Origin of the sequence: Shigella sp. FJ200513, assembly GCF_040495915.1 — a bacterium.
GTDB lineage: Bacteria > Pseudomonadota > Gammaproteobacteria > Enterobacterales > Enterobacteriaceae > ECMA0423.
On the sequence record NZ_JBDYCV010000143.1, the window covers coordinates 1 to 7,882 of the forward strand.

The following is a 7,882-nucleotide window of genomic DNA, read 5'->3' on the forward strand; positions in this document are numbered from 1 at the left end:
GTGTCCATCAATATAGATGGGCGCGATTGTTGCCAGACAGGACAATTTTCACAAGACGTCGCTGATGGGGCGCTTACATTTGTTCGAAGATTGGACGGCGGATAACATTACCCATCTTGCTATGCTCTTTCGGTACGGTCCATACGTTGTCCAGCAGGTCAAATTCTGTCTTTGTTGCCAGCCTAAGCTCTGAGAGCCTCGCCCCCCACAGCATAAGCATCTGATGAAGGAGCTTATTTGACGTAGACGCACGGCTTCTTTCAATAGCAAGCCAAATCTTAGCCAGTTCGTGATACGACAGTACCCGATCCCCTACCTCAGCGCGGGAGCCGAAGTCCCTTGGCTGGATGCTCATAATTGCGCAACTATCTATCAACTGACGCCGCATGCACCAACTAATTGCTGATCTTAGTTGACTTAGCACCTGCCTTGCTCGGCGTGGATTATCTTTTTCTTCTTCGGTAAGCAGGTCAACCCATTGCTTAACCGTGATAGAAGATGCCGGACGATTAGGGAAGGCGTCATGCATGCGCTTCATAACCGTTGATCGATAAAGTGCCTGGGTCTTTTCTCTGAGAGTTGTAGAGACGTAGTTGTCGAACCAGTAGTCGAGACACTGGGCGACCGTCATGGAGTTCTCCACCTTCTCTTCAAAATAGGTGCGTGGATCCGTTCCTGAGAAATAGAGCTTTCGCAAGTCAGCAGTGATCTGTCTGGCATCCTTCAAAGACAGGGATGGGTATCGACCAAGCCCAAGTCGATTAGGCTTGCCATGCCAGCGATAGCGGTACTGGAACTGGATGACCCCCTTCGGTGAAATTCGTACGCTGAGGCCATCGGCATCAGCCACTTCTTGTGGGCCCGAATATGGTTTACCATAAATAGTACGCAGTTTTGTGTCGCTTATAGCCATAAATAATATTTGGTACGCTCAGAAATAATAGTTTGGCACACATCTGGTACACAATATCACATGGACAACAGCGCACAGTAAACAACTATATTTGACGTTCGTAGACATACTCAGGTGAAAAAAGGGTTGCTTTTCGAGTTATAACAGACAGTTAATTAACTACAGTGGACAATGCTAGACAATGACAGACACAGATAAACAACCTACCTTCCTCTTTCACGATTACGAAACCTTTGGCACGCACCCCGCGTTAGATCGCCCTGCACAGTTCGCAGCCATTCGCACCGATGACGAATTCAATGTCATCGGCGAACCCGAAGTCTTTTACTGCAAGCCCGCGGATGACTATTTACCCCGGCCTGGAGCAGTATTAATTACCGGTATTACCCCGCAGGAGGCACGGGCGAAAGGAGAAAACGAAGCCGCGTTTGCCGCCCGTATTCACTCGCTTTTTACCGTACCGAAGACCTGTATTCTGGGCTACAACAATGTGCGTTTCGACGACGAAGTCACACGCAACGTTTTTTATCGTAATTTCTACGATCCTTACGCCTGGAGCTGGCAGCATGATAACTCGCGCTGGGATTTACTGGATGTTATGCGTGCCTGTTATGCCCTGCGCCCGGAAGGAATAAACTGGCCTGAAAATGATGACGGTCTACCGAGCTTTCGCCTTGAGCATTTAACCAAAGCGAATGGTATTGAACATAGCAACGCCCACGATGCGATGGCTGATGTGTACGCCACTATTGCGATGGCGAAACTGGTAAAAACGCGTCAGCCACGCCTGTTTGATTATCTCTTTACCCATCGTAATAAACACAAACTGATGGCGTTGATTGATGTTCCGCAGATGAAACCCCTGGCTCACGTTTCCGGAATGTTTGGGGCATGGCGTGGCAATACCAGCTGGGTGGCACCGCTGGCGTGGCATCCTGAAAATCGCAATGCCGTAATTATGGCGGATTTGGCAGGAGACATTTCGCCATTACTGGAGCTGGATATCGACACATTGCGCGAGCGTTTATATACCGCAAAAGCCGATCTTGGCGATAACGCCGCCGTTCCGGTTAAGCTGGTGCATATCAATAAATGTCCGGTACTGGCCCAGGCGAATACGCTACGCCCGGAAGATGCCGACCGACTGGGAATTAATCGTCAGCATTGCCTCGATAACCTAAAAATTCTGCGTGAAAATCCGCAAGTGCGTGAAAAAGTGGTAGCGATATTCGCGGAAGCCGAACCGTTTACACCTTCAGATAATGTGGATGCACAGCTTTATAATGGCTTTTTCAGTGACGCCGATCGTGCAGCAATGAAAATTGTGCTGGAAACCGAGCCGCGTAATTTACCGGCACTGGATATCACTTTTGTTGATAAACGAATTGAAAAGTTGTTGTTCAATTATCGGGCACGCAACTTCCCGGGGACGCTGGATTATGCCGAGCAGCAACGCTGGCTGGAGCACCGCCACCAGGTCTTCACGCCAGAGTTTTTGCAGGGTTATGCTGATGAATTGCAGATGCTGGTACAACAATATGCCGATGACAAAGAGAAAGTGGCGCTGTTAAAAGCACTTTGGCAGTACGCGGAAGAGATCGTCTAATTTGAAGCCGCCGCCGCTGGTACGGCGGAGGACAATGTTGAGTCAGGCTTTTTGAACGGTGATGCTCCACGCTGCATCGCCAATCTGCTGATAATCGGTGATGGCATGTCCTTCTTCTGCCGCCCACTGTGGGATTGCTTCAGTTGCCTGGGTGCAATCAAACTCAATTACCAACTCATCGCCGCTGGCCATTTCTGCCAGTGCTGCTTTTGCTTCTATGAGTGGAAACGGACAGACCTGCGTCACCACATCCAGCTTTTTAATCGCCATCTTTACACCTTACTTAATTTGCCGCAGCAGTTGCCAGTCGCGCCTTACGCTGCGGTCGAACATACACAAGCCAGGACGCAGTCCAGACTCCGAGAATCATAAATACAAGGCCAATCCAGCCCTGCCAGGTCATCATTGCAGTCATAACCAGTCCATTACCGATAGAGCAACCACCTGCAATACTGGCACCGAAGCCCATCAGTACACCACCTAACCCGCTACGTAATGTTGTTTGTGCATCAGCTGCGCGAACGCGGAACTCACGGCTCGCTTTGGCTGCAATAAATGCCTCCACGAAGATCCCTAACACCAGGAAAACGCCCCAGTTAATGTATTTCACGTCACCCGCGACCAGAAATTGAAGAATATTGGCCGTTGGGGAAGTGACTCCTAACCCAAACATGCGTCCGGTTGCTTCACTCAGGGGCCAGGCTAAAAGCGCAATCAAACCGATGAGTACAGCAGTGACAAAGGGATGCCAGCGTTTTTCAAACAGAATATGAGCGATCCCGGTTCGGCGCGGCGGTAAGGTCGCGACTTTGAGTTTTGGCTTCTTCAACTCTTTCATCACCACCCAGAGCGTTATCACCAGCAAAACGGTAACCAACGGCCACACAGACAAATTAAAAGTCTCAGCAATAGAGTTATGTTCAGTAGTGTAGTGCTGCAAGGTTTGATTTAAACCACTGGCGTGTGGAGAACGCATCACCGCACTCATCACCATATAAGTGAAAAGCGCGATCCAACTGCCGATCAATCCCTCACCCGCGCGATACCAGGTCCCGGTGGCACATCCACCCGCCAGAACAATTCCCAGCCCGAAAAGATACCCACCTATAACAGTACCAAGCCACGGGAACGCCCCGGCTTCGTAAGTCAGTAGGCCCGCCTGAATTAACGCAAAAACCCCCACGCTTTGTGCCGAAATTGCAATCAGCAAGGCGTAAAACATGCGATTATTTTTCGCGATATACATATCGCGAAAACCACCAGTCAGGCAAAAACGCCCACGCTGCATGACAAATCCCAGCAGAGCACCACAAATTAGCCCGCTTAATATCATTGAAAACATAAATTAATTAACCAGATGAATGTTAATGGGGAAATTTTTCATGACTGGTGGAATGCAGACCAATAACCAAATTCTCTAAATTAGAACAAATGGTTATTAATGAGGATTTCGATAAAAAAGAATAAAAAAACCGGAGCCAAATGTTCATTCGACTCCGGTTTATTATTAGAAAAGATGATTATGCTACGTCTTCGTACTGCGGAACCGGATTACGGAAGCTCTTGGTGACGCAAGCCAGGTAAATCAGACCGATAGCAGCCCAGATCAGACCCAGAACCATTGAGCTTTCTTCCAGGTTAACCCACAGCGCACCAACGGTCAGCGCACCACACATCGGCAGGAACAGATACTGGAAGTGATCTTTCAGCGTCTTGTTACGCTTCTCACGGATCCAGAACTGCGAGATGACCGACAGGTTAACAAAGGTGAACGCCACCAGCGCACCAAAGTTAATCAGCGCCGTTGCCATTACCAGGTCGAAGTTGATTGCCAGCAGGGCAATCGCGCCAACCAGGATGATGTTCATCGCCGGAGTACGCCATTTCGGGTGTACATAACCGAAGAAGCTTTTCGGGAACACGCCGTCACGACCCATTACGTACATCAGACGCGCTACGCCTGCGTGCGCCGCCATACCGGACGCCAGTACGGTAATGGTGGAGAAGATCAGCGCGCCAACCTGGAACGCTTTACCCGCAACGTACAGCATGATTTCAGGCTGTGACGCATCCGGATCTTTAAAGCGAGAGATATCCGGGAAGTACAGCTGCAGGAAGTAAGTTGCAAAGATGAAGATCATGCCGCCAATCAGCGCGGTCAGGAAAATCGCACGCGGGATCACGCGCTCTGCATCTTTGGTTTCTTCCGACAGATTGCTGATGCCGTCAAAGCCGGTAAAGGAGAAGCACAGGATTGTCGCCCCGGTAATCATCGGGATAACATGCGCATCGCCAGACCAGAACGGACGCGTGCTCGCCAGCGTACCAGCGCCTTCACCTTCAAATACGCCATAAACAACCATGCCCAGAATCACCGCGATCAGCACTACCTGCAACACGACGATTACAGTGTTGACGTTCGCTACGGATTTCAGACTACGCAGGTTAAAGGCGGTCATAAAGGCCACCAGCGCCACCACAAACATCCACGATGGAATGGAAGGCACCAGAGCTTCAAAATAGATTTTCGCCAGCAGAATGTTGATCATCGGCGCGAACAGATAGTCGAGCAGAGAAGACCAACCCACCATAAAGCCGACAGTCGGGCTAATGGATTTCTGGGCGTAAGTGTATGCAGAGCCAGCAGAAGGATAGCGGCGAACCAGCTTCCCGTAGCTCAGAGCCGTAAACAGGATCGCAATCAATGCGAACGCATAGGCTGTCGGCACATGACCATCCGTGAGGCCTGAAACGATACCAAATGTATCAAACAGCGTCATCGGCTGCATATAGGCTAGACCCATCATTACAACCGGAACTAACGTAAGCGTTTTACGCAATTCCACGCGAGAGGTGTTTGGAGTAACGTTATGCGACATGGTTATTCTCCTTTACGGTGATAACCGTCGCGTAAGCAAAAAATTGCCCCATTTTTTTGGATTCCTCAGCGACAACAACTGTCGATTTTTAGTAAATATCTATCCGGTACGAAGCCCGGCCTCTTGGTATGAATGATTGGTTTGAAGCAAAAAATAACCGACGCTAATTAAACGTCGGTTTTTAATCATTTTTTGACAGCGGCGCATTGTGCCTAAATGGGGGGGAAATGACAAGAGAATGAGAGGCTTGTCATAATAATTTTTCTTTGAATGGCTGATTTTCCGTCATCAGATTTTGCATAAACACCGGCGATCGCACTATTTGCTAAAATTTCATCTCGCCACCAGCCGCTGGCAAGCCCTGCGGTCTGTTCATTCCAGCCAATCCAGACAGGTTCAAAGAGAGTTTGGGCGACCACTTTCTTCTCGATTAACGCGCCACTATCGAGAAAACGTTGCGCCAGATACCGTGGTAAATAGCCGCAGCCAAGGCCGCTAATTTGCAGCTCCAGTTTGGTTTTAAAATCGAAAACGGTAATGGCTTCTTGTTCGTCGAGAAGTTGTGAGGCCGTAGAAGCGCCTGCCTGCGCAGTATCCCCCACCACAATCGCCCGATATCGTTTAATGATACGACGGTTTAACGGTTCTTCTTCCTGGGCTAACGGATGATGAGGCGCGACCGCAAAGACTTGTTCAAGATCGCCCAACCGCGAGAAACCAAACTCACTGGAAGATGGTGGCTCATGCATCGCGCCAACGATAATATCCGCTCGCCCCTGAGTCAGGGCATCCCAGGAACCACCGAGTACGCCATTGATAAACTTCAGGCGCGTCACGCTATGATGTTGATAAAAAGCTTCAATGAGAGGCGCAAGCAGAGAAAAAGGAAACGTGTCGTCCACGCCAATCACCAGCTCGTTTTCCCAGCCTTCATGCAGTTTGATCGCCTGCTTTTCCAGTTCTCGCACGGTATGCAGAACTTCCCGCCCTTTCTCTAATAACATTTTTCCGGTGCGGGTGAATTTAGCGCGGTGTCCGCTACGATCAAGCAATTGAATATTTAGGTCGCTTTCCAGCTTGTGAACGGTGTAACTCAGAGCGGACGGCGTCTTGTAGAGTTTGGCTGACGCCGCCGCAAAACTGCCCTCTTTTTCTATGGCATCGAGGATCATCAACACATCCAGCAGTGGTTTCATACACGCCCCCTTGCAGTGCATGCGGCGTCCTGCTGGCGTGATCGTTTACTCCAACGGCATTACCAGCGGATCGGGATACTGGTATTCAAATCCCAGTTCATTACAAATCCGACTGCCATCAATAATCTTACCTTTGCCGCTGTCCAGACTATTTCTGAACTGCGGAGGTTGCAGCCCCAGTAAACGGGCCATCTGCGGATAGAAAACATTACGCGCAGGGTGAGCTGGCGCACATATATTATAGATGTGTCCGCCTTTAGGTGCCTGTAACAACAGAGTGATAGCGCCAATAACATCTTCTAAATGGACTAAATTAACACCATGTTCACCATCAGGGGCGGTTTTTCCGGCAAAGAAGCGTCCCGGATGACGTCCCGGTCCGACCAGGCCCGCAAGACGCAGAATATCGACCGAAGTACCGGGTAAATTGTGCAGCCAGTCTTCGAGTTCTTCTAATACTCGTCCACTGTTGGTTACCGGATTACGCGGGGTAGTTTCTTTAACCGTGCCTTGCGCGTCGCCATAGACAGATGTTGAGCTGGTAAAAATAATTCGGGGAATACGATGGGCCAGCGCGCTATCCACTAACTCTTGTACCGCTTGTAAATAGAACTCATCGCCGGGGCCGCTACGACGTGCCGGAAGCGTAATGACCAGCGCATCGGCATCCATAAGGGCATCCAGATCGTCAGAATCGCAAACTAACTCAGGCTCCATGCGAAGCAGATAGCTATCAATGCCACTCATTCGGGCCGCTTCGACACCATCTTGTGTGGTTTTACTCCCGGTGACTTGCCAGCCTCGCGCTGAAAGTGACATCGCCAGCGGCATACCTAACCACCCTAACCCGACAATTGCGACCTTTTTCATCCGTTATCTCCTGATACACCTTAGATCTATAAGGCTACGCTAGCGTATCAAAACTGACAATTCATTCTATGAATGAATCTGTTCAATAATGATAACGACATGCTGCAATGAGCAGTGAATCATCAGTAACCGCGTATACCAGACGGTGCTCCTCTGTAATGCGTCGGGACCAGAAACCTGACAAATTATGTTTCAGGGGTTCTGGTTTCCCCTTACCTTCAAATGGTGTTCTGCGGGTATCTTTGATAAGTTCATTGATCTTTTTAACAATTCGCTTATCTGTTTCCTGCCAGTACAGATAATCATCCCATGATTCCTCAGACCAGATTAGTTTCACTCAATAGGTAATGACTCCAACTTACTGATAGTGTTTTATGTTCAGATAATGCCCGATGACCTTGTCATGCAGCTCCACCGA

General features: G+C 49.4%; 9 protein-coding genes and 1 pseudogene. 1 reads left to right on the forward strand and 9 read right to left on the reverse strand.

Annotated elements, in window-relative coordinates:
• Nucleotides 1–76: 76 nt before the first annotated feature.
• Nucleotides 77–913: pseudogene (locus tag ABZJ92_RS19550) on the reverse strand (tyrosine-type recombinase/integrase); the annotation flags it as partial.
• Between the two features lie 181 nt (nt 914–1,094).
• Here ABZJ92_RS19550 and sbcB point away from each other — a divergent pair.
• The gene (gene sbcB / locus ABZJ92_RS19555; protein WP_000132548.1) at nt 1,095–2,519 is read left to right on the forward strand and encodes an exodeoxyribonuclease I; all 1,425 of its coding nucleotides are present in this window, start codon (nt 1,095–1,097) and stop codon (nt 2,517–2,519) included.
• 42 nt (nt 2,520–2,561) lie between these two features.
• On the opposite strand, the gene tsuB is transcribed toward sbcB, so the two are convergent.
• The 8 genes from tsuB to ABZJ92_RS19595 all read right to left on the reverse strand — a co-directional run.
• Nucleotides 2,562–2,789: a thiosulfate utilization sulfurtransferase TsuB/YeeD gene (gene tsuB, locus ABZJ92_RS19560; protein WP_000985273.1), complete on the reverse strand. Its 228-nt coding sequence runs from the start codon at nt 2,787–2,789 to the stop codon at nt 2,562–2,564.
• A gap of 13 nt (nt 2,790–2,802) precedes the next feature.
• Nucleotides 2,803–3,861: a thiosulfate utilization transporter TsuA/YeeE gene (gene tsuA, locus ABZJ92_RS19565; RefSeq protein ID WP_000492293.1), complete on the reverse strand. Its 1,059-nt coding sequence runs from the start codon at nt 3,859–3,861 to the stop codon at nt 2,803–2,805.
• 178 nt (nt 3,862–4,039) lie between these two features.
• Nucleotides 4,040–5,398, reverse strand: coding sequence for a putrescine/proton symporter PlaP (plaP, locus tag ABZJ92_RS19570; RefSeq protein ID WP_000019203.1), 1,359 nt, complete (start codon nt 5,396–5,398; stop codon nt 4,040–4,042).
• Nucleotides 5,388–5,450 (reverse strand): membrane protein YoeI, encoded by a 63-nt coding sequence (gene yoeI / locus ABZJ92_RS19575; RefSeq protein ID WP_097433929.1) that lies wholly within the window; start codon nt 5,448–5,450, stop codon nt 5,388–5,390. Before yoeI ends, plaP begins: the two co-directional genes overlap by 11 nt.
• Before the next feature lie 160 nt (nt 5,451–5,610).
• A complete protein-coding gene (locus ABZJ92_RS19580) occupies nt 5,611–6,594 on the reverse strand; it encodes a LysR substrate-binding domain-containing protein (RefSeq protein WP_000803326.1) in 984 nt (327 codons plus the stop codon).
• A gap of 45 nt (nt 6,595–6,639) precedes the next feature.
• Complete coding sequence (locus tag ABZJ92_RS19585; RefSeq protein WP_000754740.1) at nt 6,640–7,464, reverse strand: SDR family oxidoreductase; 825 nt, start codon at nt 7,462–7,464, stop codon at nt 6,640–6,642.
• A gap of 82 nt (nt 7,465–7,546) precedes the next feature.
• Nucleotides 7,547–7,801 (reverse strand): type II toxin-antitoxin system mRNA interferase toxin YoeB, encoded by a 255-nt coding sequence (gene yoeB / locus ABZJ92_RS19590; protein WP_000767829.1) that lies wholly within the window; start codon nt 7,799–7,801, stop codon nt 7,547–7,549.
• Nucleotides 7,802–7,822: 21 nt separating this feature from the next.
• Nucleotides 7,823–7,882, reverse strand: a 60-nt coding sequence (locus ABZJ92_RS19595; RefSeq protein ID WP_071528444.1) for an IS1 family transposase, incomplete at its 5' end; no start/stop codon positions are given.

Coding starts and splice junctions, on each gene's coding strand:
- sbcB (WP_000132548.1), top strand. CDS start 1,095: ATGACAGACACAGATAAACAACCTACCTTCCTCTTTCACGATTACGAA.
- tsuB (WP_000985273.1), bottom strand. CDS start 2,789: ATGGCGATTAAAAAGCTGGATGTGGTGACGCAGGTCTGTCCGTTTCCA.
- tsuA (WP_000492293.1), bottom strand. CDS start 3,861: ATGTTTTCAATGATATTAAGCGGGCTAATTTGTGGTGCTCTGCTGGGA.
- plaP (WP_000019203.1), bottom strand. CDS start 5,398: ATGTCGCATAACGTTACTCCAAACACCTCTCGCGTGGAATTGCGTAAA.
- ABZJ92_RS19580 (WP_000803326.1), bottom strand. CDS start 6,594: ATGAAACCACTGCTGGATGTGTTGATGATCCTCGATGCCATAGAAAAA.
- ABZJ92_RS19585 (WP_000754740.1), bottom strand. CDS start 7,464: ATGAAAAAGGTCGCAATTGTCGGGTTAGGGTGGTTAGGTATGCCGCTG.